Annotated in this window: 28 protein-coding genes; 13 read left to right on the top strand and 15 right to left on the bottom strand. The window is 64.5% G+C overall.

Going from position 1 to position 24,947, the window contains the following annotated elements:
• Nucleotides 1-323: 323 nt before the first annotated feature.
• The 5 genes from ACFWO3_RS05925 to ACFWO3_RS05905 form a co-directional block, all read right to left on the bottom strand.
• Nucleotides 324-929, bottom strand: coding sequence for a hypothetical protein (locus tag ACFWO3_RS05925; RefSeq protein ID WP_378574768.1), 606 nt, complete (start codon nucleotides 927-929; stop codon nucleotides 324-326).
• On the bottom strand, nucleotides 926-2,683 hold the full coding sequence (locus ACFWO3_RS05920) for a type IV secretory system conjugative DNA transfer family protein (RefSeq protein ID WP_378574766.1): 1,758 nt from the start codon (nucleotides 2,681-2,683) through the stop codon (nucleotides 926-928). The genes ACFWO3_RS05925 and ACFWO3_RS05920 overlap by 4 nt, the downstream gene beginning before the upstream one ends.
• Nucleotides 2,680-4,179 (bottom strand): ATP/GTP-binding protein, encoded by a 1,500-nt coding sequence (locus ACFWO3_RS05915; protein WP_378574763.1) that lies wholly within the window; start codon nucleotides 4,177-4,179, stop codon nucleotides 2,680-2,682. The genes ACFWO3_RS05920 and ACFWO3_RS05915 overlap by 4 nt, the downstream gene beginning before the upstream one ends.
• Nucleotides 4,180-4,189: 10 nt before the next feature.
• A complete protein-coding gene (locus ACFWO3_RS05910; RefSeq protein WP_378574761.1) occupies nucleotides 4,190-5,263 on the bottom strand; it encodes a hypothetical protein in 1,074 nt (357 codons plus the stop codon).
• Nucleotides 5,264-5,453: 190 nt separating this feature from the next.
• A protein-coding gene (locus ACFWO3_RS05905) for an IS3 family transposase (RefSeq protein ID WP_378574759.1) occupies nucleotides 5,454-6,919 on the bottom strand; the annotation gives its coding sequence in 2 pieces (ribosomal slippage) (nucleotides 5,454-6,550 and nucleotides 6,550-6,919; 1,467 coding nt in all).
• A gap of 228 nt (nucleotides 6,920-7,147) precedes the next feature.
• On the opposite strand from ACFWO3_RS05905, the gene ACFWO3_RS05900 reads away from it, so the two are divergent.
• The 3 genes from ACFWO3_RS05900 to ACFWO3_RS05890 all read left to right on the top strand — a co-directional run bounded on the left by ACFWO3_RS05900 (nucleotide 7,148) and on the right by ACFWO3_RS05890 (nucleotide 9,849).
• Entirely contained in the window at nucleotides 7,148-7,339 is a 192-nt protein-coding gene (locus ACFWO3_RS05900) for a hypothetical protein (RefSeq protein ID WP_378574757.1), read from the top strand.
• 47 nt (nucleotides 7,340-7,386) lie between these two features.
• On the top strand, nucleotides 7,387-7,992 hold the full coding sequence (locus ACFWO3_RS05895) for a hemerythrin domain-containing protein (protein WP_378574754.1): 606 nt from the start codon (nucleotides 7,387-7,389) through the stop codon (nucleotides 7,990-7,992).
• 111 nt (nucleotides 7,993-8,103) lie between these two features.
• Nucleotides 8,104-9,849 carry a cutinase family protein gene (locus ACFWO3_RS05890; RefSeq protein WP_378574752.1) on the top strand — a complete coding sequence of 582 codons (1,746 nt, stop codon included), beginning with the start codon at nucleotides 8,104-8,106 and terminating at the stop codon, nucleotides 9,847-9,849.
• A gap of 47 nt (nucleotides 9,850-9,896) precedes the next feature.
• On the opposite strand, the gene ACFWO3_RS05885 is transcribed toward ACFWO3_RS05890, so the two are convergent.
• Nucleotides 9,897-10,778 carry a LysR family transcriptional regulator gene (locus tag ACFWO3_RS05885; protein WP_378574750.1) on the bottom strand — a complete coding sequence of 294 codons (882 nt, stop codon included), beginning with the start codon at nucleotides 10,776-10,778 and terminating at the stop codon, nucleotides 9,897-9,899.
• 154 nt (nucleotides 10,779-10,932) lie between these two features.
• Here ACFWO3_RS05885 and ACFWO3_RS05880 point away from each other — a divergent pair, with 154 nt between their 5' ends.
• From ACFWO3_RS05880 to ACFWO3_RS05860, 5 genes are read left to right on the top strand one after another with little or no spacing between them, the layout of a single operon-like run.
• Nucleotides 10,933-12,150 (top strand): CaiB/BaiF CoA transferase family protein, encoded by a 1,218-nt coding sequence (locus ACFWO3_RS05880; protein ID WP_378574747.1) that lies wholly within the window; start codon nucleotides 10,933-10,935, stop codon nucleotides 12,148-12,150.
• Nucleotides 12,147-13,331 carry an acyl-CoA dehydrogenase family protein gene (locus tag ACFWO3_RS05875; RefSeq protein ID WP_378574745.1) on the top strand — a complete coding sequence of 395 codons (1,185 nt, stop codon included), beginning with the start codon at nucleotides 12,147-12,149 and terminating at the stop codon, nucleotides 13,329-13,331. The genes ACFWO3_RS05880 and ACFWO3_RS05875 overlap by 4 nt, the downstream gene beginning before the upstream one ends.
• 10 nt (nucleotides 13,332-13,341) lie before the next feature.
• Nucleotides 13,342-14,511, top strand: coding sequence for an acyl-CoA dehydrogenase family protein (locus ACFWO3_RS05870; RefSeq protein WP_378574742.1), 1,170 nt, complete (start codon nucleotides 13,342-13,344; stop codon nucleotides 14,509-14,511).
• A 14-nt stretch (nucleotides 14,512-14,525) separates the two neighbouring features.
• Entirely contained in the window at nucleotides 14,526-15,425 is a 900-nt protein-coding gene (locus tag ACFWO3_RS05865; protein WP_378574739.1) for a hypothetical protein, read from the top strand.
• 1 nt (nucleotide 15,426) lies between these two features.
• Nucleotides 15,427-16,296 carry a 3-hydroxyacyl-CoA dehydrogenase NAD-binding domain-containing protein gene (locus ACFWO3_RS05860; protein WP_378574737.1) on the top strand — a complete coding sequence of 290 codons (870 nt, stop codon included), beginning with the start codon at nucleotides 15,427-15,429 and terminating at the stop codon, nucleotides 16,294-16,296.
• A gap of 58 nt (nucleotides 16,297-16,354) precedes the next feature.
• Here ACFWO3_RS05860 and ACFWO3_RS05855 read toward each other — a convergent pair whose 3' ends face one another.
• The 4 genes from ACFWO3_RS05855 to ACFWO3_RS05840 form a co-directional block, all read right to left on the bottom strand.
• Complete coding sequence (locus ACFWO3_RS05855) at nucleotides 16,355-16,525, bottom strand: hypothetical protein (protein WP_378574734.1); 171 nt, start codon at nucleotides 16,523-16,525, stop codon at nucleotides 16,355-16,357.
• Nucleotides 16,522-16,800, bottom strand: a complete 279-nt coding sequence (locus ACFWO3_RS05850; protein WP_378575012.1) for an integrase core domain-containing protein — start codon at nucleotides 16,798-16,800, stop codon at nucleotides 16,522-16,524. Before ACFWO3_RS05850 ends, ACFWO3_RS05855 begins: the two co-directional genes overlap by 4 nt.
• Complete coding sequence (locus tag ACFWO3_RS05845) at nucleotides 16,698-17,489, bottom strand: helix-turn-helix domain-containing protein (RefSeq protein WP_378574732.1); 792 nt, start codon at nucleotides 17,487-17,489, stop codon at nucleotides 16,698-16,700. Before ACFWO3_RS05845 ends, ACFWO3_RS05850 begins: the two co-directional genes overlap by 103 nt.
• Before the next feature lie 137 nt (nucleotides 17,490-17,626).
• Entirely contained in the window at nucleotides 17,627-18,331 is a 705-nt protein-coding gene (locus tag ACFWO3_RS05840) for a hypothetical protein (RefSeq protein WP_378575010.1), read from the bottom strand.
• A gap of 216 nt (nucleotides 18,332-18,547) precedes the next feature.
• On the opposite strand from ACFWO3_RS05840, the gene ACFWO3_RS05835 reads away from it, so the two are divergent.
• The 3 genes from ACFWO3_RS05835 (at nucleotide 18,548) to ACFWO3_RS05825 (ending at nucleotide 20,325) form a co-directional block, all read left to right on the top strand.
• Nucleotides 18,548-19,093, top strand: coding sequence for a hypothetical protein (locus ACFWO3_RS05835; protein ID WP_378574730.1), 546 nt, complete (start codon nucleotides 18,548-18,550; stop codon nucleotides 19,091-19,093).
• Nucleotides 19,094-19,244: 151 nt separating this feature from the next.
• Nucleotides 19,245-19,781 carry a hypothetical protein gene (locus ACFWO3_RS05830; RefSeq protein ID WP_378574728.1) on the top strand — a complete coding sequence of 179 codons (537 nt, stop codon included), beginning with the start codon at nucleotides 19,245-19,247 and terminating at the stop codon, nucleotides 19,779-19,781.
• Nucleotides 19,705-20,325: a ParB/Srx family N-terminal domain-containing protein gene (locus ACFWO3_RS05825; protein ID WP_378574726.1), complete on the top strand. Its 621-nt coding sequence runs from the start codon at nucleotides 19,705-19,707 to the stop codon at nucleotides 20,323-20,325. Before ACFWO3_RS05830 ends, ACFWO3_RS05825 begins: the two co-directional genes overlap by 77 nt.
• A gap of 32 nt (nucleotides 20,326-20,357) precedes the next feature.
• Here the strand turns inward: ACFWO3_RS05825 and ACFWO3_RS05820 are convergent, their stop codons facing one another.
• Both ACFWO3_RS05820 and ACFWO3_RS05815 read right to left on the bottom strand, forming a co-directional pair.
• Nucleotides 20,358-21,020, bottom strand: a complete 663-nt coding sequence (locus tag ACFWO3_RS05820; protein ID WP_378574724.1) for a class I SAM-dependent methyltransferase — start codon at nucleotides 21,018-21,020, stop codon at nucleotides 20,358-20,360.
• 27 nt (nucleotides 21,021-21,047) lie between these two features.
• Nucleotides 21,048-21,275 (bottom strand): hypothetical protein, encoded by a 228-nt coding sequence (locus tag ACFWO3_RS05815; protein WP_378574722.1) that lies wholly within the window; start codon nucleotides 21,273-21,275, stop codon nucleotides 21,048-21,050.
• Nucleotides 21,276-21,395: 120 nt separating this feature from the next.
• Here ACFWO3_RS05815 and ACFWO3_RS05810 point away from each other — a divergent pair, with 120 nt between their 5' ends.
• On the top strand, nucleotides 21,396-21,878 hold the full coding sequence (locus tag ACFWO3_RS05810; RefSeq protein ID WP_378574720.1) for a hypothetical protein: 483 nt from the start codon (nucleotides 21,396-21,398) through the stop codon (nucleotides 21,876-21,878).
• 27 nt (nucleotides 21,879-21,905) lie between these two features.
• Here ACFWO3_RS05810 and ACFWO3_RS05805 read toward each other — a convergent pair whose 3' ends face one another.
• On the bottom strand, nucleotides 21,906-22,241 hold the full coding sequence (locus ACFWO3_RS05805) for a TfoX/Sxy family protein (RefSeq protein WP_378574718.1): 336 nt from the start codon (nucleotides 22,239-22,241) through the stop codon (nucleotides 21,906-21,908).
• A 77-nt stretch (nucleotides 22,242-22,318) separates the two neighbouring features.
• Between ACFWO3_RS05805 and ACFWO3_RS05800 the strand changes: the two genes are divergently transcribed.
• On the top strand, nucleotides 22,319-23,392 hold the full coding sequence (locus tag ACFWO3_RS05800; RefSeq protein WP_378574715.1) for an NADP-dependent oxidoreductase: 1,074 nt from the start codon (nucleotides 22,319-22,321) through the stop codon (nucleotides 23,390-23,392).
• On the opposite strand, the gene ACFWO3_RS05795 is transcribed toward ACFWO3_RS05800, so the two are convergent.
• Together ACFWO3_RS05795 and ACFWO3_RS05790 are read right to left on the bottom strand one after the other, a co-directional pair.
• Complete coding sequence (locus tag ACFWO3_RS05795) at nucleotides 23,373-23,837, bottom strand: SRPBCC family protein (protein WP_378574713.1); 465 nt, start codon at nucleotides 23,835-23,837, stop codon at nucleotides 23,373-23,375. The two genes, ACFWO3_RS05800 and ACFWO3_RS05795, sit on opposite strands and share 20 nt — an antisense overlap.
• 146 nt (nucleotides 23,838-23,983) lie before the next feature.
• Nucleotides 23,984-24,946 (bottom strand): DUF389 domain-containing protein, encoded by a 963-nt coding sequence (locus ACFWO3_RS05790; RefSeq protein ID WP_378574711.1) that lies wholly within the window; start codon nucleotides 24,944-24,946, stop codon nucleotides 23,984-23,986.
• Nucleotide 24,947 lies beyond the last annotated feature (1 nt).

Genomic DNA, 24,947 nt, shown 5'->3' with positions numbered 1-24,947 from the left:
ATCACTTAGGTAACAAACCGCGCGAATCAGTCAATTTAACGCTGCGATCATCAGGCTCGGGACGTGCATCCCCGCCCCGAGCCTGTCCGTGGAGGGCTATTCAAGGAAGTTCACACTCTCTTGAGGGCTCGCTAGTAATTCATGCGTATCAACCCTTGAGTGTCGCCAATCTGGTCGTGTTCACCGCAACCGCTGGACGGGTCCCAGGCGGGGACAACCCGCACCGGCGGTTGCGGTGAACACTGAGAAGTACCTACTGCCGGCCCGGAGCGGTGGGCGAGACCACCCCGGGCGGTACTACCAGCAGGTACTTCGGCTTGGGGTCAGCGTGCAGGCTGGTAGGCGGCGAGGTTCTCGTCGTATTCCCAGCGCACGCCGTCGATAGTCACCGCAGTGAAGTCGTCGGCAGGGTCGTCGGCGTTGGCTGTTCCTGCGTCCACCATGCTGATGACGGTGTCCATATCCAATCTCTGCGGATGCTGCGCGCCTGTGACCACGGCGGCCGCTTCCGGTCGGTTGTCGCAGTCGCGTGCGCAGAACTCTTGGAAGTCGTCGGCCACATCGGGGTTCGGTGGCCGGTACTTGCATACCCCGGGCCGGCACAGTTCGAAGTCGACCACACTGCGCAGACGGGCGATCAGCGGCCAGAGCACTTGGTAGTGCCAGGCCGCCGCTCCCCCGTTGTACGGGTTCTTGCTCGCTTGGTAGACCTCGCGGTGCGCCATCATCGCCGCTGTCAGCTCTTCGACGAGCTCCTCGTGGTGGAACCAGCACCCTTTGATGTCTGTGCCGAGGTTGTAGCGGCGGCGCAGCCATTCGGTCCACGGGTAGAGCTCGGCCCACAGGGCGGCAGCCGCCTCGCGGTCGAGGTGAGCCCAGTCGATCGGCCCGGGCCGGTACTCGGGTAGCTGAAACTCGGGGATGGTCATTGCGCGGTCTCGCAGTACCAGTCGAACGCATCCTGGTTCGCCTGAACCCGTTTCGCGAGATCGGGAATGTCCCACACGGTCGGCAGGTGCAGCTTCGCCGGGGACATCTGCCGAGCAATCATCAGTGCTTGATCTTGTGGCATCTGCCGGATGTCGTTGGGCGACATGATCGGCACCGACCGAGGCGGTGCGTGCGGTGCGGTGTACTCGTCGCGGGTTCCGAGCAGCCGCGACAGCGAGGTGAGCTCTTGTTCGTCACCGAGACCGGGAAGGTAGATCCGCACCGGTGAGTCGGTCGAGAGTCGGCGGCCGCCGATCCGGCCCCACCGCTCCTCGTTCTGCAAGGCGCTGTGCGCAATCGCCCAGATCTGAATGCCGCGGGCACCGGAATCGGTGATCAGCGACGGCATGTTCGGGATCGCCGCTACGTTGTTCATCTCGTCGAGGACCATCCGCAACGGTGGGTCGAGCCGGTCATCCGGATTCTTCAACCCCAGAGTCTTGGCCAGGTGATACAACTCGGCCGACAGGACCGTGGTGAAGGCGGCCGCCGACGCCGAATGTCCTTCCGAGACCAGGTAGATCGTGTTCCTCCCCTCGGCCAGGATCGCTTTCAGATCGACCGACTCATTTCGGGGCACGTTCACCGATTCCATCAGTGCCGGTGAGGCCAACGGTTCGAGCAGTCGGGTGCACGCGCTGATCACGTCATCGGAGGAATCGGATTTCGAGCCGAGCGCCTGGGCGAGTTCGGCATCCCAATCGGGCAGGCGTTCGGCCAGCACCTCACGCACGGCCTTGACGTTGCGGGACGCCGCCCACACCCGAACCGTGCGCAGATCCACGTCGAGAACCGCGGCCGCGTACAGGTAGCCGCGCATCAGCATCGCCGCTTTGCCGTTCCAGTACCCGGAGTTCTTGGTGTCGTCCATCGGCATGGCCTGCACCAACGCCTCTGCCCGCCGTTTGGCGGTTTCCGGGTCGTCGCAGCCGGCGAGGATCGACCACTTCATCTTCTGCGGAAACGCGGTCAGGCGTTCCGGGTCGAACACGTACACCGCCCCGACCTTGATTCGGTCGGCCCAGGTGGCGCGCAGCAGGTCACCGCGGGTGGTGGTGACCACGACGGTGCCGACCGCATTGGTGACGCCCTGCCAGCACAGCCGCCAGGTTTTACCGGACCCGGTCGGTCCTTCGACGAGCAGCCCGTCCCGGTATTGCAGGTACACACCCTCGTCGCGGGTTCCGTACAGCTTCCCGATTCTGGTGGTGGCGGTCTCGGCGTCGATCTGCCCGAGCGGCACCTGAGCCAGCGACGCTTGGGTGGCCTTGGCTTTCTTCACGGCCGTCTTCTCGGTCAGTCCTTGCCGTTTGAGTTCGGTGCGGTCGGCGAACCCGTGCGCCCGTTCGCGTGTGGCCGCAGTTCGTTTCATCTGCTGCCCGGAGATGAATGCTGCGATCACCATGCACAGCACTGCGAGGAGGCCGATGCAAACCCACGTCAGGACCGGCCCGCCGGGCCGCGATCCTTCCGGCCAGGCCGACGCTGGGTCGGCTGGGGACATGAACAGCCCTTTGATCACGTCCAGGAACCCGTAGAACCCGGCCGGGAGTGCACCGCCGTGGCCGGACAGGAGACCGGAGAGCCAGCCGCCGCCGACCACGGAGAACACGACCGTGGCTGCGAAGCCGAGCACCGGCCAGAACAGCGGCGAGATCACCGGTTGGGTGGGCCGGGCGATCGGTGTACTCATGCTGCCCCCTTGATCACTTCGTCGGTGTTGGTCAGAACCATCTCCCTGCCGGAGAGCACGTGTTCCATGAGGATCGGGTCGGCCTTGCCGTACTTGACGAGGCAGTGCCCCTTGGCCAGGGACATGATGATCTCCACCGATCCTTCGGGCAGGTGATACATGCGCACCGTCTCCTCGGCGTCCTCGAGCCGGTCCTGCCCGTAGAGCAGCACGATCCCGGCCTCTTTCATCAGTGCTCGTGCCGGAGATTCCGGCGGCAGGTCCGAGATGTGGTGGAACGCAGAGACGGTCGACAAGCCCAGCCCGCGAGAGAGCTTCATGTTCTCGCGAAACACCCGGCCCGTGGACCCCTCGGCAACGTGCCAGCCTTCCTCGACCAGCAGCAATGTTTGCTTGTGCCGCGCGGACCGGTCCGCGAGCAGGTTCGCTAACCAGGTGTTGATGACCGTCATGATCACCCGCAGCGCTGGACCCTTCGTCGGCAGAGCGGACACGTCGAAGTGCACGAACGGATGATCGAGGGCTTCGCGGATCTCCGGTGACGTCTGACCGTCGACGAGTCCCTTGAGGTCGCCCTCGCACAGCTCCTGCAACGCCAACCCTGGTGCCAGACCCCACTTGCGGGATTCGTCGGCCCAGAGCTGGCCGAACATGTCCGCGAACTCGGCGCTCGGGTCGAGCAGTTCGGTGGCCAGCTCGATCGGCCGCGGCTCGCGGTCTTCCCGGCGGGCGCGTTCGTTGACCACCCGCAATGCGCGTCGCATCGCGCCCTTTTCTTCGGGGCCGAGATCGCGGCCGATGGTGTCCTCGATGACGGCGCCGACCAGGGCCTCTTGTCCGGCCGGTGCCACGCCGTCGATGCGTGATTCGCCGGAGGCAATGGCCGGGTCGAGCAGGTTGATGCGCATTCCCCGGTTGCCGGTGCGGAAGCGGATCGATGGTGACCCCATCTCCTCGGCAACCATCGTGTACTCGCCGCCCTTGCTGCCCTGGCGTTTCTTGTCGATCACCACGACCTGGGTGCCCTTGACCAATTGCCGCTGGCAGTACGCGGTTTTGATCATCGAGGACTTGCCCTTGCCGATGTCGCCGACCACGGCGACGTTGATGTTCTCGATTTCCGCCCCGTAGAGGGCGAACGGGTCGGTGGTGACGGTGGACTGGGAGATCTTGTTGAGGCCGGTGATCATCCCTTCGTGGCGCACCGAGCGGCGCATCGTGGCCAGGTTCAGCGCTTCGCTCTGCCGGGTGCTGGCCCATGATCCTTCGACCCTGATTTCGTACCAGCCCCACCGGTCGAGCCATTTGTTGCGCTTGGGGGCGCGTTTGCGGGCGACCTTGCGGTCGAGACCGTCGTAGGCCGCCGCCACCGACCGTTCCTCGGCGGTCGTGGCGGGGACGGTCTTTCGTCCGCCCGAGAACCACCACCGGCGGGCGCGGGTGCGGTTCGCCGGCGGCGTGGACCGATGGTGTGGGGTGCGGGTGCTGGTGGTCATCGTGTGCTCCTCAGTGCCGCGTGAACTTGGTTCCCGCAAGGCCACGGCCCAGCGGCAGCGTCAAAAACATGCCGACGTCGTGGCGGTGGTCCTGCCACTCGATCTCGTCGATTCCGCATTCGCCGGCGGCCTGCTCGACGCGGGTGCAGGCGCGCAGGGCGTCGTCCTCGTCGCGGCCGGTCACCGACACGGCCGCGGAGTAGATCACTCCGTGGTGCCCGCTTCCGGCTTTGAGGTCTTCACGGCGACGGGCGGATTCGGAGATGGCCACCTCGGACGAACCGTCGGTCACCATGCCCTTGCGCTGTTCGTAGATCTGCTTGGCCTGATCCTGCGTGGCATCCTTCTTCGCCGCCGAACGAGCCTTGCTCGCCTCGACGAAGTCCATGCGCACCATCACCGTCCGGATCGTCGGGGCCGGTGCGATCTCGTCGTCCCCGATATCCGGCTCGACCCCGGTCAGCAGCGGCGCCAGCCACAACGGACCGAGCTCGATCGGCTGAATGGCGCGGGCCGGGACGATGCCCACCCGGGTGTGCCACTTCTCGGCCACCTGCACCGACTCGTCGCGGCCCACATACGAGGGCCAGCAGTTCTCCCACCGCACACCCTTGTGCGCGTCGAGCGGATGGGAGGGGTCCAGGCTTGCGCGGATCACCGCGCAGGCCCGCTGTTCCCCGTAGACCTCCACTCGGCCCATCCGTGCCCGTTCGAAGGACACGACAGCCCGCATCGTCTCGTCTCGAATGACCTGGGCGATACCGCCGATCAGCGGGGCGTTCTTGCGTCGGGCGATCCGGGCACCCTCGGCCAGCAGGGCCGGCGACTTCGGGAACACCAGCACCCCGTACGCGTGGTGCTGCTCGGACAGCGGTGCCAGCCGGTCGAGGAGTTGCCCGTAGGAGGCGATGGCCGGCACCACCCGCGCCGCGTCCGCTCCGGCGGCCTTGATCTGCGCGGTCACCCAGTTCTCGTGCGGGGTCATATCGGCCGGGACACTGCGGTGCAGCATCTGGAATCCGCGGATGAAACTGCCCCGCTTGGCGAAATTGGCGAGGATGCGCCCGAACGCCTGTGAGGTCACCGCCCATTCCTTGTCGCCGCGCAAGCCCTCTGCGAGACCTTGAATCGCCGAGCATTGCCCCGAACCCGATGGACGGGAGGAGATGCCACAGCGGTGGGTTTCCGGTCGCGGCTGCCACTGCGATGACCGAGAGCACGAGTAGCTCGCTCGTCGCGTCGGAACTTGTCAAGGTGATTGAGTCCAGCGGGTGTTAAGCGGCCGACTTTTCAGCCTCCGCGGTGGTCTCGGAACCTTCGGCTGGCTGGTTCATCCAGACGGTGTCGGGCAGGTCCAGGATCTTCGGCGCATTCGTGGTGCCGAAGCGGTGCGGATGCCTCACGCGGGCGGCATCGAGCACCTGCCGACGTTCGGCGCCCTTGCCGGCGGCCAAACCGAAGTGGACGTCAGCCGGCGTGTGTAGTCCGATGCCGGTGTGGCGATGGTCATGGTTGTACCACTCGCTGAACTGGATCATGAATTCTCTTGCTTCGCTGAGTGATCCGAACCGATCGGGGAAGGTCGGTCCGTACTTGAGGGTCTTGAACACCGCCTCCGAGTACGGGTTGTCGTTCGAGACCCGTGGCCGCGAATGCGACCGGGTGACCTCGAGGTCGGCGAGCAACGTCGCGACGGACTTGCTGGTCATCGACGTGCCCCGGTCAGCGTGGACGACCTGCGGAATGCCGTGCACCGCAAAGATCTGCTCCATCAACTCCCGTGCCAGCACGCCAGATTCGTGCGCGTGGACGTGGACGCCGACGATGTAGCGCGAGTAGATGTCGATCATCACGTACGCGTCGAAGTAGCGCCCCTTCACCGGCCCGGCAAGCTTGGTAATGTCCCACGAGTACACCTGCCGAGGCGCGGACGCGACCAGCTCCGGGCAGGCTCTCGCCGGGTGCCGAGCCAGCCGACGACGCTCGTTGACCTGCGCATTCTCACGCAGGACGCGGTACATCGTCGACACCGAGCACAGGTAGATGCCCTCGTCGAGCAGCTGCGCGTACACCTCGAGCGGCGCGTAGTCGACGAACCGGGCGCTGCCCAGCACGTCGAGGATCCGCCGGCGTTCCATGGGAGTGAGTTTGTTCGCCGGTGGGGTCGCGGGCCCGACGGCAACCTCAGGTGTCGGCGCCTTGTCTGCGGCGCGGCGCCGGACCGCGGTCGAACGAACTACACCGGTCAACGCGCTGGCCGTTCTTGTCGATACCCCAGCTTCGGTCAGTTCGGTCCACGCTGCGGTCAGCGCTTGGTCGGCTTGTCGTCCGGATCCGCTCTCTCGGACAGTGATTCCAAGAGAGCGTGTGCTTTTCCCATGATCGACAGGGCTGCTTCGGTGGTGGTGAGTCGCTTGTTCGCGCGGTCGAGTTCCCGTTTGAGTCGGGCGATCTCGGCCTGCTCGGCGGTGAGCTTGCCGATCTTCGAGGTTGCGGGTTTGCCGTCGAGGACCCCGGCGTCGCGTTGCTTGCGCCATTCGCTGATCAGCGAGGAGTACAGGCCTTCGCGGCGCAGGTAGGAACCGCCGGTGCCGTCCTCGCAGGCCTGCTCGTACGCGGTCAGGTGCATCAGCTTGTCGGCCGGGCTGAACGCGCGTCGTCTGCGGGGGCCGTCGGCTCTGGGGTGGGTGGAGGCCATGCGGTCATTGTCCTCGACCGGCATGATGCTGGAAATCGTCATGGTGGGGTTGATCCGTATCTCGCCCTGCAGGCGGGGTTGCTGTGAACCGGTGGACTCAACTCACCCTGGCATGCAGGGCGTCGCACACCATCGGGCACCTCACCCAGATTCGGAGGTGGAGCATCAGGGTCGGGCCAAGGGTCCGGCCACCGACCTTTGCTGCAGAGCGACCATTTGTCTGCACAATGGGTGAGACAGGGTCGTATGGCTACTCGAGGAGGCGATCGCATGGGTACAGAAGAGCGAAACGCATCACACGACCGGTTGAAGGAAGCCGAAGAGAGCGGGGACGTCGAGTCCGTCGTGGACGAACTCGAGAACCGGGTGGTCGAGGAGTCGGAGGAGCGCGGCGCGGCCGGGACACCCTCCGATCGGGCGACGGTCGAGCCGGTCGAACCCGATCACAAAAGCCCGGACTGATCCCCGACCAGCAGTCGCGTCCGAATGATCGAGGTTATGGTCGGGGAATGGCCGATATCGTCGAGTTGATCTTCGAAGATCACCAGTGGTTCCGGCGTCAGTTCGCCGACCTGGACGAACTGCGTGCGCAGTCGCCTCGCGACTGCGCGGCGCTCGAAGCGGTGTGGAAGCCCCTTGCACGACGCCTCGACGTGCATGCAGTCGCCGAGGAGGAGATCTTCTACCCCCAGTTGCTTCGCGTCGGGGACGATGCTCGTCCGGAGACTCTCGACGCGATCGGCGACCACAACGACATTCGTGACGGCGTCCACGACGCCGAGAAGCATGCCGTCGGCGATGCACAATGGTGGGCGGCCGTCCGACGCGCCCGAGAAGCGAACGACGAGCACATGGCAGAAGAGGAACGCGAGGGACTTGCGGATTTTCGGCGGACCGCCACAGCGGCGTTTCGGGACGCTTTGGGTCGGCGATTCGCCGCGTACCTGTCCGAGCACCGCACCGCGGACGATATCGACACCTCCGACATAGACCCCGAAGGGTACGTCGAGGAGGTGGCAGAAGAGCTTTCGGAAGACGAGGGACACACCGGTTCACTCCGCATCGGCAGCATGAAGGATCGGGGAACTCGGCGGCGAGTTCACAGAGACGCCTGAGAACCGCTGTAACGGTTTCGCCTTCCACTACGACGTTCGTGTTGACGTGACGCACGGCATGGGGGTCGGTTCGCGCGCATACCGGTTGGTTCGGGGTCAAAGGACGTGGACATGGCTCTTCGCGAGTTCTTCAAACGGCATCGCATCGCTTCGGCGGCGACCGTACCAGCAATGTTGGGGGTTACGGCGATTGTCGCCGCATCATTTGCGCTGCCCTCGGGGCCGCAGACGATCGACACCGAACTGACGTCGTCGGTCAACGACTGCAAGAAGATGATGACCATCTCGGTCGCGGGACGAAACGACACCCCGGTCAAGGGCACGACGGCGATGCTGCAGGGCCGGGATGGCAAGGACCTCCCTGCGGCGATGTCCGGTGATCACAGCAGTTACTGGGTCGACCGAGTCGTCAACGTCCCGACGAACCAGGTCGCCGCCGGTACGTACGGTGCCGTGTACATCGAATACCCCGCCAACATGGCCACCTACGAGGACGCGGTCGCCGCGGGTGTCGAGAACTCGCAGCGGGTCATGCGGGAAATCCAGGCGGCCTGCCCGGACACGCAGTTCTCGATCGTCGGATACAGCGAGGGTGCAGATGTCGCCCGCCGTGTCGCGATGAATATCGGCAACCAGGATCAGGACGCGAACGGCAAGTACGGGATCGTAGATCCGGCGCGGGTGCTCGGTGTCGTCATTCTGGCCGATGCGGGCCGTGGACTGAACGAGGGGCCGTTCCCCGGGGCGAAGGACCCGTACGGACGCCCGGACAACTTCGACCAGCGCTACCAGACCGGCAAGGACGCCGCGTCGGGGCAAGGCATCGCCTCGGACACCAGTGGTGGCTTCGGTGCATTGGACGGCAAGATCGCGTCGTTCTGCTCGGACGGTGACCTCACCTGCGCTGCTCCCGAGAACACCTCGTTGCTGCAACTCGCGGCCAATGTCGGCCGTCAGATCAACGTCGATGCCATCGAGCGGGACGGCCTCACCCCGGCCACCGGCCAGGACGTGGCAATGGCACTGAGCCGCATCGCTTTCGCTGCTTTCGCAGACATCCAGTCGCAGAAGGACTGGATGCAGAGCGACGAGACGTTCCTTCAGGTACTGCTGAAGGTGTCGGCGCCGAGCTACCAGCCCCCGCAGGGCGAAGACGCGACGCCCGTCAAGGTCGCGACCAATGCCTCGGCGGTGAAGGACGAGGACGGTGAGGACGGAACCGGCGGCGAGGTGATCGACGGCGAGGAACTGTCTCCGCTCGCGTACCTGCCGCAGAAACTGTTCCGGGAGATCGTGGGACTGATCGCGACCAACACCAACACGATCCCGGTGATCATGAGCGATCCGTATCAGCTCACGTTGGGCCCCAACGGAACCGGGCATCACTTCGACTACTGGCGCGATGCCAACCCCAACGGTGGCAAGCCGCTGACCTCCGCCGAGTATGCGGCGGCGTGGCTCACGAATCTGGCCAAGCAGGCACAGAACGGTAAGCCGCTGAACACGGCGGTGAAGCCGCAGGCCGAGGATGTCGCCGACACACTCCAACTCGTGGCGGAGACGAAGGACGCCACCGCGGCCAAGGCGGCGGCATCGACCGCGGACAAGCCTGCGGGGACTGCCGTTCCGACCCCGGCAGCAGAGGCCACAACGACGAAGTCGGCGGCACCGGTCACCTCGGACGCTCCGGCGCCGTCGCAGACCGTGGAGGTCACGCCGGAGGTGGCGGCGCCGCCCGCCGAGGTGCCGACGAAGGATGCCGGCGCCACGGTCACCGAGGGGTCGACCGGCTCGTCCGCGCCGACGACCACGACCGAAGCTCCGGTAACCACGACCACTCCGGTTCCGGTGGGCTAGGTCGTCGAGACCTGGTCGACCGACGAAACGCCACTGCTCCCGCCCTGTCAGGTCGGGGGCAGTGGCGTTTCCGGGTCACGGCGGAAGGTGATCGGCGCGAGCCACGCATCGGCCACCCGACGGATCTGCCACGTGGTGAGTGCCAGATCGGCGTCGTCGATCGGCAGCACGACGAACTCGGACCGGTCGATGCCGGTGAGTGCTTCCGATTCGATCGGCGCGAAGGTGAAGTACCGGTCGTTGCGGAGCATCATGAGCATTCCGCTGACGTCCGAGAACCGAACGTCGGGCTCGGATTCGATGCCGGCCGCCTCGAGCCAGCGCTTGTTCTCGCGTCGCAGATTCCAGTGCGTCGGGCCGCTCACGTGCTTGAGACCACGCAGATCACTCGACTTCAGCGAAGTTCTCCCCGGAAACAGGTCCGCGTCGACGACGGCGCCCAGGGGTTCCGAGTAGAGGCTGAGGGCCACCAGGTCGGGGTGGCTCGTCGGGACGTGGGAGATGGCGATGTCCACGTTGCGAGCGAGAAGTTCCGACTCCATGTCGAGGGACGGGATCTGGCGAATCGTGAACGAATACGAGCCCTTCAACGCACGGATCCTTTCGGAGATGTTCCGTCGATGGCGGGGATTGAGAACGTCGGGAACTGCCACGCGAACGCGATCGTGCCTGGTGTCGGTGCGGATCAGGTGGGGTATCGCATCGAACTCGTCGACGAGTTTCGTGGCGATGGGCAGCAGCGCGGCGCCGGCCGGCGTCAGCCTCGTGTGGTGGGTGGAACGGTCGAAAAGCGGCTCGCCCAGTTCCTTCTCCAGCGCCTTGATCCGCTGGCTCAGCGGCGGCACCGACATCTGCAGAATGCCCGCTGCCCGGGTGAAGTTGAGTTCGTGAGCCACCGCGAGGAAGTACCGCAGGTGCCTCATCTCCATTCGCCCGAGTGTAGTCGTGGCGGGGTTGGTATGTCGCATGTGGTCATACCGACGTGTGAAAGACGGTCATTCCCTCCCGGGTCAGCAGTAATTAGCGTGGGTAATGATCACATCGACCGAAACGGGTCGGCCGAACGCGAAAGGACACCACGCGATGACGGTTCCCACGACATCCGAAACACTCAACATCGGAAACGACCCGACCGGACCTCTGAAAGGCGTCACGGTCGTCGACATCTCGACCGTCGTCATGGGCCCGCTCGCATCGCAGATCCTCGGTGACTTCGGCGCCGACGTCATCCGCATCGAGCCCCCGTTCGACACGGCACGCGTCTCCCCCGCCAACACCGGACGCAACGCGGGCATGGCGCCCCTCTACATGCAGGTGAACCGCAACAAGCGCAGCGTCGTCCTCAACCTCAAGGACAAGGACGATCTGCACTCGCTCTTCGAGCTGCTCGAGACCGCGGACGTACTGCTCACCAACATGCGCCTCGGGGCCCTCGACCGACTCGGGTTGGGCTACGACACGGTTCACGAGCGTCTACCCCACCTGATCTACGCGCACGCGCAGGGCTTCAATGCGGCCTCGTCGCAGAGTGCACGCCCCGCTTACGACGAAGTGATCCAGGCCGTCACCGGATTGGTGAACCTCCAGGAGCGCGCCAACGGCTCCTTGCAGTTCGTACCCACCTACATCGCGGACAAGACCGCTGCCCTATACCTCGTCAACGGCATACTCGGCGCGCTCTTCCACCGTGAGCGGACCGGAGAGGCGCAGCAGGTGTCTCTCGCGATGGCGGACACGATGATCGCCATGAACGCGGTCGAGCACATGGCAGGCGACGTATTTGTCCCGGCCGCAGGCGATGTGGGCAATCCCCTGAGCCTCACCGATGTGCACGCCGCCATGCGCACCAAGGATGGCGGCGCGATCGCAGCTGTTCCGTACACCTACGACGCGGTGCGTCTCCTCCTGAAGGGCGCCGGTCAGCACGAGCGCGCCGCAGACCCGGTATGGGACGAGAAGGTGATGGTTCGCGACGTGTTCTACGACGGAATCCGTGCAGTGCTCGATCACTCGACCAACAGGACGACAGCCGAGTGGGAAGAGTTCCTCACCGAACACGACATGCCGTACGGCGTCGTTCTCGACATCGCCGACATCTCCGACGACCCCTACGTCAAGGAAATGGGCCTGATCAGCGAAGTCGATCACCCCACAGAGGGTCGGATCCGGGTGGCGGCCAACCCCGTGAACTTCTCCAGGACCCCGGCAGACATTCACCGGCACGCAGAACGAGCAGGCCAGAGCACGGACGAGGTCCTCGGATCTCTCCGCCGCGTCAACGACGAGAAGAAGGCATCATGAATCTCGGGCTCAGCAACGAAGAGATCGCATTCCGCGACGACATTCGAAACGCGTTGTCCCAGGACATCTCCCCGGATATCCGACGCCGAAGCGCATTGGGTCACACCACCCGCGACGACATCGTGGAAACGCAGCAGGTGCTGAACAAGCATGGACTCGCAGTGCCGCACTGGCCCGTCGAATGGGGCGGTAAGAACTGGACGCCGACCCAAACTCACATCTACGTCTCCGAACTGCAGCGGGCCGGCGTCCCGAACCCGTTGGCGTTCAACGTCAGCATGGTCGGACCCATCATCGCCGAGTTCGGCACCGAGGAGCAGAAGGAGAAGTTCCTTCCGGTCACCGCCAACCTCGACATCTGGTGGTCGCAGGGTTTCTCGGAGCCCGAAGCCGGTTCCGATCTCGCGGCACTGAAGACCACGGCGGTGCGTGACGGGGACGAGTACGTCGTCAACGGGCAGAAGACGTGGACGACACTCGGGCAGTACGGCGACTGGATGTTCCTGCTTGCCCGCACCAACCCGGACGCACCCAAGAAGCAGCATGGAATCTCCTTCTTCCTGCTCGACCTCGACACCCCCGGCATCGAACGTCGTCCGATCAAGCTGATCGACGGTGGCTCGGAGGTCAACGAGTTCTTCTTCGACAACGTCCGTATTCCCGCGGAAAACCTTGTCGGTGAGGAGAATCGCGGGTGGAGCTACGCGAAGTTCCTTCTCGGCAACGAACGCAACTCAATCGCTCAGGTGGGCACGAGCCAACGAATCTTTGCGGAGATCTCCGACCAGGCACGTGGCCGTGACATCGGAACCGGCCCCCTCGCCGACGACCCGACCTTCCGAAGCCGTATGCATGCCGTCAAGCTGCGGCTGCTCGCCCTCGAAGCAACACAGTTGCGCGTCACAGGCGCCTCCGAGAACGGACAGGCCAGCCCTGTTTCCTCGTTGCTGAAACTGGAAGGTACCCAGCTTCTCCAGGAGCTTTCCGAAATGCGTGTCGCGATTGCCGGATCCGATTCGCTCCTCGTGGGCGGCGGGTCGGGTGTCACCTCGGAACTGCACGCAGCGGCAGCTGATGCTGTCGCGGCCACTCAATACCTCAATCTGCGGAAGCTCTCGATCTTCGGCGGATCCAACGAAATCCAGCGCGGCGTGATCGCCAAGACCATCCTCGGGCTGTAAGGAGAACATCATGAACCTCGAACCCAACGAAGACCAGCAGCTTCTGTTCGAGAGCGTGGACGCCATGCTGGCCCGCCACTATGCCCCGGGGTTCCGCGGCGAGGTGGTCGCAACCGAACTCGGTTGGAGCGCAAAGGCATGGGAGAACGCCACCGATCTGGGACTCACCACACTGAGTGTCGACGAAGACCACGACGGGGCAGGTGCCGGTGCTGCGGAGGTGTTCGTGACCCAGAATGCTATCGGCAAGCACGCAGCGGTCGAACCACTCCTCGACGGCGTGTTCCTCCCGTCCTGGCTGATCTCCACCCTGGGAACGGACGACCAGCAGAACGATCTGTTGGCACCGTTGGTGAGTGGCGATCAGATCTACGCCGTCGCTCACGCCGAGCCGAAGCGTGCCTGGGACACCCCACCCGCGGTCGCCGCGAGCGCGGGAGCCGAAGACAGGGTTCTTCTGAACGGAGTGAAGTCCCCAGTCCTGCGCGCCGACAGGGCCGCAACCCTGCTGGTGACGGCGATCGACGACCAGGGCGACACGGGTCTCTACGTCGTGAAGGGTGACGCGGCCGGGCTCACTCGTGTCGACGGCCGCACCCCGGACTGGGCACATGCGTCCGAGGTGCTGTTCACCGACACCCCGGCAGTTGCGCTCGGCGCCGCCGGAACGGACGCCGTCCGTGCGCTCGACGTCGCAATCGCCAAGGCCCGGATCGCGCTTCTCGGCGAAGCGGTGGGTCTCATGGACTCCGGACTCGCGCAGACCGTCGAATACCTGAAGTCGCGCAAGCAGTTCGGCGTACCGTTGTCGGTCTTCCAGGCCCTCGTCCACCGCAGCGCCGACCTGTACGCCGAGATCGAACTCGCACGTTCGACCGCGCTGTGGGCCACTGCGATGGCGGAAGCATTCGATTCGGGCGACGAACAGAACCTCGGCAGCAACGCGGACGACGCTTTCGTGCTCGTCGCCGACATCTCGCGGAAGGTCGCGGAAGAGATCGTCCAGCTGCACGGCGGAATCGGCATGACCTACGAAACGTCGGTCAGCCACTACGCAGCACGGCTCACCGGAATCGCGCAGGCATTCGGTGGAGTGGAAGCGGCCCGTCGCCGCGCTCTCGCATCGGCATCGCCCCTGACAGCACCGAGTGCGCTGCGCGACAACGCGATCGCAGTCTAGAAAGCAGGTTGGACATGTTCGACGCACTACTCGTTCTGAACATCGCCGCGGGCACGATCGAGCGAATCGATCTTTCGGACGGGTCGATTCGTGCGCTCGTCGACGATGCAGGCGCAGCGCCCGACGGCATCGCCCACGACGCAGAATCGGGCCGGATCTACTGGACGATCATGGGTCGACCCGAGGTCGTCGGCTCTGGGCCGGATGCCGAGTTCGACTTCTCCGCGAAGAACGGCGCCCTGTACTCGGCGAATGTCGACGGCACCGATCGGCGCGAGATCCTGCCGGTGGGCGCCATAACCACAGGAAAGCAGCTGACCGCGGTTCTCGCTGCGGGACAGCTGTATTGGGGAGACCGTGAGGGCTGCAAGGTCAGCCGTGTGGACATCGACGGGACCGGCCTGACCGACCTCGTGGTCAACGCACCCGTGGGCGACATCATGCAGGAATGCGTCGGCATCGCGGTCGATCCCGCGGCCGGCTACCTGTACTGGACACAGAAGGGCCCCTCAAAGGGCGGTAAGGGTCGCATCCTGCGAACCGGGCTCGACATCCCCGAAGGGGAGACGGCAGCGGATCGGACCGACATCGAAGTGCTCTGGGACAACCTGCCCGAACCGATCGACCTGCACCTGGACGGCGACGTACTCTACTGGACCGACCGGGGCGCCGAGCCGTCCGGCAACACCCTCAACCGAGCGGCCGTCCCCGGACCAGGCGAACGCGGCGCGCAGCCCGAGGTACTCGCCGGCGGCTTTCACGAGGCGATCGGGCTGGCCGTCGACTCGGCTGCCGGCACCGCGTACGTCACCGACCTGGGTGGAACCGTGCGCGCCGTACCGCTCACCGCAGGCAGTGAAGAGCGCGTGGTCGCGCGCATCGAAGGAAGACTCACCGGAATCGTAGGTATGTGACATGAGAACGATTGCAATCGTCGGAGCAGGAGTCATCGGGCTGTCCTGGGCCAGACTTGCCCGTGAACACGGGTGGGACGTCGTAATCACCGATCCACGCCCGGACCTCGAGAACGTCGTGGCGGAGTTCGCGGACGACGAGCACGTGCGAGCGACGAGCGATCTCGCGGAAGCCGTCGCGGATGCGGACCTAGTTCAGGAGAACGGTCCGGAACGGCTCGACGTGAAGAAATCGCTGTTCGCAGAGATTGTTCAGGCGGCCAAGCCCGACGCCGTACTGGCAACCTCGAGTTCCTCCATCTCGGCGACACTCATCGCGACGGAACTGGAGGACCCAGCTCGGGTTGTCGTCGGACACCCCTTCAATCCACCCGAGCTGATGCCGCTGGTCGAGGTGCTCCCGGGCGAACGCACCGCACCGGAGGCCGTCGACCGGGCAGTGGAACTCTACGAGGCGCTGGGGCGTGTGCCGGTGGTCATCCGCAAGGAGCTGCCCGGATTCGTCGCCAATCGTCTCCAGATGGCACTGTCACGCGAAGCTCGATACCTGGTCGAGCAGGGTGTGGTCTCCGCCGAACAGCTCGACACGATTCTGCAGAATTCGCTCGGCCTGCGGTGGGCGACCACCGGGTTGTTCGAGGGCAACGTACTGGGCGGTGGACCCGGCGGCATTCGGCACCTGTTCGCAGGGGTAGGAGCCGAAACCGGCAAGATCGAGTTCGGGGTCCCCTCGACCGATCCCGAGGTCGTCGAAAACCTGTTCGAACAGGTCGAAGACACCTATGGAGTGGGGCCCGAGGCATACGAGCGGCTCCGTGACAAGCGTGATCACCGCACCCGTGCCGTCCTGAAGGCGCTCCGCGCCCCGTGAGTGGTTAGCGAGTCCAGGGGCTCTTGTCATGTCTCAGGACATCGAGGACAGATCTGTCTCAGGACTTATGGGACAGTTTCTGATACCTGGTGGTTCTGTCGGGTGTAAGTGTGCGGGCGATCGTGTCGCCGATCATGACGGTGACACGATCGCCCTGCCAGTGGACGGTGGCGTCGGTGTTCTTGTAGCGGCGTCCGATGATGATCGACAGTCCATCGAACTGGATCACTCCGGTGCTCGAGACGGGACGCTCGATGCGGCCGGCTCGGCGCGGTAGCCCGGGTGTGAGTTGGGCGGCAGGAGTGGTGTCCCAACGTTGTTGCGAGTGGTTCCGCCGATTCCCTGATGGCGGCGGTTGTTGTAGATCTGCCGGTAGGTGTCGAGCTGGGTCTGCAGTTCGGTCAGAGTGTCGGCGGCGGGTTTCTTGGCGAGCCATTTGCGCAGGGTTTTGTGGGCGCGTTCGTTCTTGCCGCAGGTCTGCGGGTGGTAGACGGAGGAGGCGATGGTCTTCGTGCCGAGGGCGGCGAGGTGGCGTTCGATCTCTGCCATGGAACCGCGTCGTTTGCCGGAGAACGCGAGGCCGTTGTCGGAGAGCAGGTGGGCGGGATCCCGTAGCCGTTCATCGCCCGTTGCAGTGCGGTCCAGGCGTCGGCGGAGGTTTCCGCGCGAGCAGCGAACGAGCACACGTCCAGGCGGGAATGGTCGTCGAGGATCTGCAGGATGCATACCGTGGTGCCGTCGGCGAGGTAGTGCTCGAGCCCGTCGATCTGCCAGCACCCGTTGGGTTCGGAGAACTCGAAGCTGCGGCGGGTGCGGGGCTTTTTGCGCGGCTCCGCGATGATCAGGCCGTGGTCGGTGAGCACCCGGTAGATCGTCGACCTCGACGGCACCGGGTCCAGGTCTTGGTCCTGCAGGCGCCAGCGGATCGAGATGGGCCCGTTGTCGAGCCCTTCGTCGTCGAGTTCTTTGCGGACCCGCACGATCGCCTCGTGCACCTCGGGTGTGGTGGCCGTCCGGCTGGCGTTCGGCCGGGTCGAACGCGCGGTGAACGCGGACGCCCCTTCGTCACGGAAACGGTGCACCAGTGCGTAGAAGGTGTTCCGCGAGATGCTTTGTTCGCGGCACAGGCGGGACACATTGATCCGTGTCCCGCCTGCATACGTGGCGACCGCTTCCACGATGTCTGGATTCATCGAAAACCCTTTTCCGCCCATCCCTGAGTGTCACCCAGGCGGGCTGTGAGTGTCCTCGATGTCCTGAAACATCAACTGTCCTGCATGTCCTGAACTCAGACACGAGTCCAGGAACTCTCGGACCAAGCACAGTGGCACTACGCCTCGATCTGGCCGGCGATGCTGCGCTCGAGCTGTAGACGCGCGGTGTTGGGGATGGAGATGAGTCCCTCCAGCTCTTTGCGGGCTTTGGCGTACGCGCTGTGCCGCTCCTGCTGCGTGGCCCCGTCGTTCATCGCGAGTCGAAGCAAGCGCTGTGCGCGCACGAGCCGCTCCTGCTCGCCGTCGTCGAAGTCACCGTGGCGTCGGCGCGTGGCCTCCTTCTCGGCGACGTCGAAGGCGACGGCATAGACGTGAACGGCATCGCGGTACCGGGAGCGACCGTCGGGGTCACCCACCAGCGACTCCGGATCCGAGGGCTTGAGCAGGTCGGCGTGGCGCTTCGCCTTGTGGAATTCGATGGTGAGCGGTTCACGCATATCGATCATCATCGGGAAGTCGAGCAGTGTCACCATGTCGATCTCGTAGCCGAACCACCGAGCATCGGTTTGTTCGTGTTCGTCGATCGTCTTGGCGACGTCACGCAGCACAGCCTCCTTGTCTACCTGGCCCTGTGCGTTGGCCTGCGCGACGGCGACCTTGGTCTGTTGCTTGATGCGAAATCGTTCTTGCCTACGTTCGACCCGCCGCTGATTGGCGGCTCCGATCGCCTTCACAGCTCCGCCGATGCTGCCGCCGAAGACGAAGATCAGCCACCAATAATGCGAGAGAAACTCGAACAATGGGCCCACACCGCCAATCATGCCACTCACGGGGGCAGCCGGTGATCGGCTCAGGGCACTGGCGGTCTGCTCGCCGATGGAGTTGATTTCGGCGTTGGATCGAGGGTCGCCTGCGTAGTGGATCTGGTTCGTGCATCGATCGTCGACCGCGGGAGCAGGCTCCGCTTCAGGTGCCTGAGCGGGTTCCTCGTTCTCAGGACCGCGGCCGGTGCCCCGTTCTCGGCTCCCGTATCGGTCTTGGGTTCGGATTCGATCGGTGCCGGTGGTGCCACGGCAGCGCTCGTGGCAGAAACACGGGTGGCAGGTGCCGGCTGGCCGGATGAATCGTCGCCCGAGCCGCCGCCGGCGACTGCGGTGAGGAGCAGCGCGGCCGTCGCCATCACGGTCACCGCAAGTGGCCTGCCTTGGCGTCGACGCCGACTCGTACGGGTGCGTGGTGCCGTCGGTTACGGTCGGCACATGCTCATCGGATACGCATTCTCGGCTCTCGGCGGGATTGTCTACACCGTCGGAACAGTGCTCGTGATGCGACTGAACACCGATAGGCGCGTCCCCTGGTGGGGGAAGTTTCCACGTCAGGACGGCCGCACGGTTTCACTTCGCTTCGTAGGAGCACTTCTTTTCGTGGCGGGCAGCATGCTGATCAGCCGCAACATGGCTACTGACGGAATACTGGTTCCGGCGATCCGTGTCGGTCTCCTCGTGCTCGTAGCCACCGCGCCTGCCATGTGTATCCAAGCTGTTCACAACAGAGCTGTGGCCGAAAAGCATTCCGTTCCGTGACCGGCCGCGGCCCGGGTCGACGACCCGGCCGCGCTGCGTTCATGTGTATGTCATCGCGTGCTCGGCTTTAGATCATCGGTAGGTCACCCGCGCGCTGGAAGGTTCGGCGACCCTGCCCAGGAACCTGACAGCCCGATGAGGAGATCCGCCGATGCATTCCGTGAAGAGTCCGGCCACCAAGGCGTTCATCGGAAGTGCGTTGACAGCTCTGGGTGTCCTGGCGGCGGGGAACGGAACTGCCGTTGCCGCCCCGGCGGTGATGCAGTCCGCCGCTGCGTGCGCACAAGGTGCAGGATTCGGAACGGGATCGGTTGCAGGCAAGGCAAGCGGGTATGCCTGCGCTGAGGAGGGCGACCTTCTCGATGTTCGGATCGGTGATGTGCGCGCAACCCAGCCGTCCGTCGGCTATGACGAGATCTATTACAAGCTGGGGCGATACACCCTCGGCAAGGACGAGATCAACAAGAAGTTCGACGACTGGTGCGAGGCCAACGGACAGGAAGAAGCCGCCGAGGCGGGGCCCGATGCCAGGCTGGACGATCCCGCGTCGTTCTCCTGCACCGTGCCTGTAGGACAGGAGTCGGACGACACTGTCGAAGCGATGAAGACCGTTGTCATCGGCCCGGGCGGCGTCCCTTATTCTCACGGATGGTCATCACACGCTGACGTCCTTCTTCGAGACGCCTGATGGTGGACCGAACATGCATGTGCGACTTCGAGTTGTCGCCAATCTGGCGGACCTCGACGATGCTCGGTTCTGGTCCGAGATGGAGAACCGGAAGTGGGTGTGGAACCGTGATGTCGACGGCAATACGGTTCCGGTGGAACAGCTTCCGTCGGGAGTGGGGCTGTCGCAGTTCGCCGACGACAAGTACCGCAGTGCCGTCTACTTCGGTCGCGACGTCGGATTCGAGTCGGGAAGCACCGAGTTCCAGGAGTTCTACTGGGGTGCGTGGCTGCGAGATTCCGGTGCAGTCGATCTGGGTGCATGGGATTCGAATGATCGCGACAGTTACCTGAAGACGGTCGAACAGGTTACGAGGGCACAGGTCGAACTCCCCCGCGACCAGGTGGTGGACAGTGGCCGCACGGCCGCCGACCTCGGGGCGCTACAGGAGTGGAACGGCGGAAAGTCTGCGGACAAGGGCGAATTCGACAAACTCTCGAAACCGTACACCGACGACAAGCCCGGAAAGATCGCCTACGCCATGGAGTACAAGAACGGCCTGTGAGTGGTTGACGAGTCCCTGGACTCGTCAACCACTCACAGGGGGAGGTGGGCGGACAAGAGGAACGCGGGAAGCAGTGCTCGTCCCTTGTCGTCGAGTTCGATGTCCGAACCCTCGGGCGGCGCTTGAAGGGCGTGGATGAACGCCGGCCGAACTTCGTCGATGTTCCAGAATGGCGCGACGGCCTGACGCAGTTCGTCTTCGGTGACCGCGTTCGGACCCTCCCCTTCGGGGAAGGCACCCTTCTCGAACACCAGGATGTAGAACGACGCGCCGGACGCTGCTGCCCGTGCCACGGATTCGAGGTAACTCCGACGCCGATCGACTGGTAGCGAATGGAACAGCGTGCTGTCCACGATGGTCGAGAATCGTCCGTCGTAACCGGTGAAGGCGCTGATGTCCGCGACTTCGAAGGTGGCGCTGGCCAGGTTGCGGTCCTTCGCGGCCCGGGTGGCCGCGGCGATCGCTGTCGGAGATAGGTCGAGCCCCACCACCGTGTAGCCCTGCGCCGCGAGGTGCAGCGAGGTCTCCGCGTGACCACAGCCGGCGTCGAGAACTTCGCTGTGGAACTTGCCGCGAGCGATCAGCTCGGCTATCTCGGGTTGGGGTTCACCGATGTTCCAGGGCACCGGACCGGAGAAGTCCTCTGCCTTGCCGCTGTAGATGTCGTCCCAGGGTGCAACTTCTTCGTCGGCCATGGACTCGACCGTACGCCGGTCGGTCGCTCAGTCCGACGCCGAACGACCGATGATGTAGGCCTTGGCGTCCTCGTAGGAGAACGCGCGGCCCCTGTCGTCGGGGTCGGTTTTCGATCGGACGTTGAACAGGACGAAATCCGCGACCTGGTTCGTGGTCACCACGAGACCTTTGGGCTCGGCGAGGCCATTCAGTTCGCCCGCTTGTTGCAGGATCTGGGTCTTGTCCACGGCTCCGAATCCACTGCTGAATGTCATGTCTCCAGAACACACGAAAGTCTGCCGTCTGTCGAAATTCCGGTGATCGGCGTAACAGTGCCCGCCGATCACACGACAATCATTACTGCAGGTAACAATTCCCACGGAAGGTGCAGAACCATGCCGAAGTCCACGTCGATGAAGGCGGCCGGAGTCGTTTTCGGAGCAGCAGCCGTATCCGCACTGATGGCATCGCCCGCTCAGGCAGACGAGGCTGCGGGTCCGATCCACTTCTCGTCCGGCAACTTCCAGTGCGCGATCGACGACAACGGCGTCGTGGGTTGCGATGTGACCGGTGGTGATCAGATGACGATCGATCTCGGTGGTAGTGCCGATTTCCCCGTCCCGTTCCGCGTTGACCAGGTCGTCGCCGACGTCGACTGGGCGCCCGCACACCCGGGATTCAATCCAGGTGCATACACGCTCGAGGGTGGAAACCCGAACATCAGTGACGTCGGCTATCCGGTCGGTGAGGGTGCAACTCGTGGTTCCGAGGTGTCACACGCAGGCTCGCGCTGCTGGACCGGCTTCCACGGAAGTTTCCAGTGCGAGACCGCCGCAGGGCACGGGTTCTTCCACTACATCGGCATCCAAGCGCACTGAGACAAGCCCGGTCGCTAACTCTGTCCGTCAGTTCTTGGCGGGCAGAGTCCGCGCATGGGCGACGCCGCGCCGAACCCAGAACGACAGGTCGGAATCGGTCTCGAGATGCTCGGGTTCGATCGTGACCCAACCGCGCATCTCGCGGCTTCCCATGACAGCTACGTCGGCCGAGGTCGTCGCCATGAGATCGGCCATGTCGGCTCGGCCCACACGGACGAGCAGATCGCCTTTACCGCCAGCTGCGACGGCCATCTTGCCGTCCACCAGAAATGCCAGGCCGCCGAACATAGCCTTCTCGGTGATCGCCCGATCTCCGCTCGTCAACTGTCGGATCCGGTCGGCAAGCTCCTGGTCGTAGGCCATGAAATCCCAGCGTAGGCGCTCGGCGGTTTCGGTTGCGTACGATTTCGGAAAACGACCTCGAGCGTAGGCAGGCTCCCATGAGTAGTGACTCTCCGGTGCAGAGCACCCGAATCGTTCTCGCGTCCAGGCCCGACGGCGAGCCCAGCGCGGACAACTTCCGGATAGAGGCGGCGAATCTGCCGTCGCTCGCCGACGGGCAGGTGCTCCTGAGAATCTTGTACCTATCGCTCGATCCGTACATGCGTGGCCGGATGAGCACGGCGAAGTCGTACGCAGACCCGGTGGAGGTCGGGGACGTGATGGTCGGCGGCACCGTTGGCGAGGTCGTCGAGTCGCGGCACCCGAAGCTGTCCCCGGGCGATCGGGTGCTCTCCTACTCGGGCTGGCAGACCCACGCAGTCGAGAACGGTGATCATGTACGCCCACTGGATGCATCTGCCGCCCCGCTGTCGACAGCGCTCGGCGTCCTGGGGATGCCGGGTTTCACCGCCTATGCCGGCCTCCTCGAGATCGGTAAGCCCAAGGAAGGCGAGACCGTCGTCGTGGCGGCGGCCAGCGGGCCCGTGGGCTCCGCGGTGGGACAGATTGCCAAGATCAAGGGCGCCCGCGCCGTCGGTATCGCGGGTGGCCCCGACAAGTGTGCTCACGTTCGTGACGAACTCGGCTTCGATGCGGTCGTGGATCACCGCTCGCCGACCTTCGCGGACGATCTGAAGGCTGCAGTGCCGGACGGAATCGACGTGTACTTCGAGAACGTGGGCGGCGCGGTGGCCTCGGCCGTATTTCCACTGCTCAACACGTACGCGAGGGTTCCGGTGTGCGGCTTGGTGGCCCAGTACAACACCACCGAAGCTCCCGAGGGCCCGGACCGGTTGCCGGGATTCTTTCGATCGGTGCTGACCAAGAGCCTCACCATCCGTGGGTTCATCCAGACCGAGTTCGTCCGCGCTCTGCAGGCAGACTTTCGACGCGACGTCGCGAAATGGATCGCCGAAGGAAAGATCGCCTACAAGGAAGACATCGTCGACGGAATTGACAATGCGCCAAAGGCATTCATGGGACTTTTGGCCGGACGGAATTTCGGCAAGCTCGTGGTGCGGGTTGCCGAAGAGGAACAGGGTGGGGACGGATTCAGTTGTCGGTGGTCATGAGGTCCGCAAGATTGTCCAGGCTGGCCCGAACCGTGCGGGAGTGAGCCTTTGCAACGATCGGGTCCGACAACTTGCCGAAGATCCCTCCGATGCCGCTGTCGATGTCGAGTCGGTAGGTCAGCAAAGTACTACCGCCGCCATCGACGTCTTCCAGTCTCGTTGTGGCGGTGAAGGTCAGGTCGCCCCCTTCCACCGACTTGCTGGTGCTTCCCTTTCCTGGTTCGAACTCGACGAACTCGGACTCCCATTGGATTCGTTTCCCCAGAACTCGATTCACTCCGCGCCACCGGGCACCGACACCAGGCGGCCCTTCGCTGGTCTGCTCGCATTCGAGCACCGACGATTCCCATGTGGCCCAGTTCTGGGCATCGACAAGGAAGTCCCATACTTCCGAAGGAGGGAGGGCAATGGTGACGGATTGTTCGACGACAGGCATGACGCTCATCTCTTTGGATTGTGACTGAATCGTCTTCTGATCCCCTGACCACGTACGCTGGATTGGGCAGGGTCGACAGCTTCGATCATCCTCCGTGAGTGGTTCCCCTGTCGCTGTTGTTTAGCGTTGCAAATGTCTACCGTTGTGACGGAGGCTCACGGTATTGGACGGTGTCCGCGAAGGAACCTGGGTCGGCGCACGACTACGCGGGACCAAAGAGCTTGCTGCAGGGCGAGAGTGGCCCACCCGGCTACCGCCATGCCGCCGAGGTTCATCGACAGCTGGGTCAGGCTGCCCCAGGTGGTCGAGCCGGCGCCGAAGGCGATGCCCAGGGCGATGTTGCCTGCGGCGGGAACAGTGGTGACGGAGATGAATACGCCGATCAGCCCGCCGGACCTGGCGGAGGTGACCGACAGGACACCGGCGGCAGCCGCGATCACCGCGACGATGAACGACCACTTGTCGGGGGTGTAGACGAACGCGGTGGCCGGACGCGGGCCGGTGACATCTTCGATTGTGATCCAGCCCAGTACGCGCGCGAGGAGACACAACAGGGTAGTCACCCCGATGGCGGCCACGAATCCGAGAATCAGGGTCCGTACAGCCACCGCGAACAGGACGAAACGCCGGAGCACGAGTGCCACACCGAGGGCGGCGATCGCGCCGAACTCGGGGCCCAGAACCATGGCGCCGATGATGAGAATCTGCGAGTCGTTGGCGATGGCGACCGCGGCGAGGAGCGTGGCGAGACTCATGAAACTCAGATAGGTCCAATTGAGTTCGGACTCGTCGTACGAGCGCTGTGCGACCTCGGCCCAGACCACGGCGTCCGCGCTGCTGCCGGGAGTATGCATCTCGGCATCGAACCCGTTGTGTGAGAGCCACGTCTGCACGGGCTCGATCGTGATCGTTCCCGCGCGGTGCAGACCGAGTTCCCGCAGTTCGTCGAGGAGGTCGTTCGTGGCCTCACGGGCCAGGTCGGCGAGGATCACGTCGCCCACCGGTTTCACCGAAGCTCCTCGCATGAGGGCGATACCGCTCACCGCGGAGTCGGCCTCGAGGATCTCCACCAGATCGTCGGTCATCGCCGTGGGCGACAGGATGCGAAGCTTCAGCATT

The organism is Rhodococcus sp. NPDC058521 (assembly GCF_042719695.1).
In the GTDB taxonomy this organism is placed as follows: Bacteria; Actinomycetota; Actinomycetes; order Mycobacteriales; family Mycobacteriaceae; genus Rhodococcus_F.
The sequence above is the reverse complement of the archived record's forward strand: the minus strand, read 5'-3'. Positions and strand labels throughout refer to the sequence as shown.

Bases quoted from the DNA above. Each gene is read 5' to 3' on its own strand.
- ACFWO3_RS05925 (WP_378574768.1), bottom strand. From the start codon at position 929: ATGACCATCCCCGAGTTTCAGCTACCCGAGTACCGGCCCGGGCCGATC.
- ACFWO3_RS05890 (WP_378574752.1), top strand. From the start codon at position 8,104: ATGGCTCTTCGCGAGTTCTTCAAACGGCATCGCATCGCTTCGGCGGCG.
- ACFWO3_RS05820 (WP_378574724.1), bottom strand. From the start codon at position 21,020: ATGGCCGACGAAGAAGTTGCACCCTGGGACGACATCTACAGCGGCAAG.
- ACFWO3_RS05830 (WP_378574728.1), top strand. From the start codon at position 19,245: ATGCATTCCGTGAAGAGTCCGGCCACCAAGGCGTTCATCGGAAGTGCG.
- ACFWO3_RS05870 (WP_378574742.1), top strand. From the start codon at position 13,342: ATGAACCTCGAACCCAACGAAGACCAGCAGCTTCTGTTCGAGAGCGTG.
- ACFWO3_RS05790 (WP_378574711.1), bottom strand. From the start codon at position 24,946: ATGCTGAAGCTTCGCATCCTGTCGCCCACGGCGATGACCGACGATCTG.
- ACFWO3_RS05860 (WP_378574737.1), top strand. From the start codon at position 15,427: ATGAGAACGATTGCAATCGTCGGAGCAGGAGTCATCGGGCTGTCCTGG.
- ACFWO3_RS05815 (WP_378574722.1), bottom strand. From the start codon at position 21,275: ATGACATTCAGCAGTGGATTCGGAGCCGTGGACAAGACCCAGATCCTG.
- ACFWO3_RS05800 (WP_378574715.1), top strand. From the start codon at position 22,319: ATGAGTAGTGACTCTCCGGTGCAGAGCACCCGAATCGTTCTCGCGTCC.
- ACFWO3_RS05795 (WP_378574713.1), bottom strand. From the start codon at position 23,837: ATGAGCGTCATGCCTGTCGTCGAACAATCCGTCACCATTGCCCTCCCT.
- ACFWO3_RS05865 (WP_378574739.1), top strand. From the start codon at position 14,526: ATGTTCGACGCACTACTCGTTCTGAACATCGCCGCGGGCACGATCGAG.
- ACFWO3_RS05880 (WP_378574747.1), top strand. From the start codon at position 10,933: ATGACGGTTCCCACGACATCCGAAACACTCAACATCGGAAACGACCCG.
- ACFWO3_RS05895 (WP_378574754.1), top strand. From the start codon at position 7,387: ATGGCCGATATCGTCGAGTTGATCTTCGAAGATCACCAGTGGTTCCGG.
- ACFWO3_RS05900 (WP_378574757.1), top strand. From the start codon at position 7,148: ATGGGTACAGAAGAGCGAAACGCATCACACGACCGGTTGAAGGAAGCC.
- ACFWO3_RS05915 (WP_378574763.1), bottom strand. From the start codon at position 4,179: ATGACCACCAGCACCCGCACCCCACACCATCGGTCCACGCCGCCGGCG.
- ACFWO3_RS05845 (WP_378574732.1), bottom strand. From the start codon at position 17,489: ATGAATCCAGACATCGTGGAAGCGGTCGCCACGTATGCAGGCGGGACA.
- ACFWO3_RS05840 (WP_378575010.1), bottom strand. From the start codon at position 18,331: ATGATTGGCGGTGTGGGCCCATTGTTCGAGTTTCTCTCGCATTATTGG.
- ACFWO3_RS05920 (WP_378574766.1), bottom strand. From the start codon at position 2,683: ATGAGTACACCGATCGCCCGGCCCACCCAACCGGTGATCTCGCCGCTG.
- ACFWO3_RS05805 (WP_378574718.1), bottom strand. From the start codon at position 22,241: ATGGCCTACGACCAGGAGCTTGCCGACCGGATCCGACAGTTGACGAGC.
- ACFWO3_RS05885 (WP_378574750.1), bottom strand. From the start codon at position 10,778: ATGGAGATGAGGCACCTGCGGTACTTCCTCGCGGTGGCTCACGAACTC.
- ACFWO3_RS05810 (WP_378574720.1), top strand. From the start codon at position 21,396: ATGCCGAAGTCCACGTCGATGAAGGCGGCCGGAGTCGTTTTCGGAGCA.
- ACFWO3_RS05875 (WP_378574745.1), top strand. From the start codon at position 12,147: ATGAATCTCGGGCTCAGCAACGAAGAGATCGCATTCCGCGACGACATT.